The 248-nt window shown below is 38.3% G+C and carries 1 pseudogene; it reads right to left on the minus strand.

The features are described 5' to 3' along the window. A pseudogene (locus tag SB660_RS22665) lies at nucleotides 1–248 on the minus strand (transglycosylase domain-containing protein); the annotation flags it as partial.

A 248-nucleotide genomic window follows, 5' to 3' on the forward strand; every position in this document is an offset into this window, starting at 1 on the left:
CATATACGGATTCAGCGCCGTATAAATCTTCACACCGTCTTTTAACAATGTGCTGACTCTGTCGGAAAGCTCACCCTGTATTTTTTGTTTCGCCTTTCCGGAAGCTTTTTCAAGACGTTTGTCATAGCCTTCGGATGAGGAAACAAGCTGTGTGAATTCATCATTTACATAGGAAACATAGTCAGGATATTTATTTGTTTTTTCGTTTATATCAAGCTTGATCTTTTCCTTTTCGGCTTTTTTCAGCT

Origin of the sequence: Bacillus sp. SIMBA_005, assembly GCF_046535585.1 — a bacterium.
Taxonomy (GTDB): domain Bacteria; phylum Bacillota; class Bacilli; order Bacillales; family Bacillaceae; genus Bacillus; species Bacillus pumilus.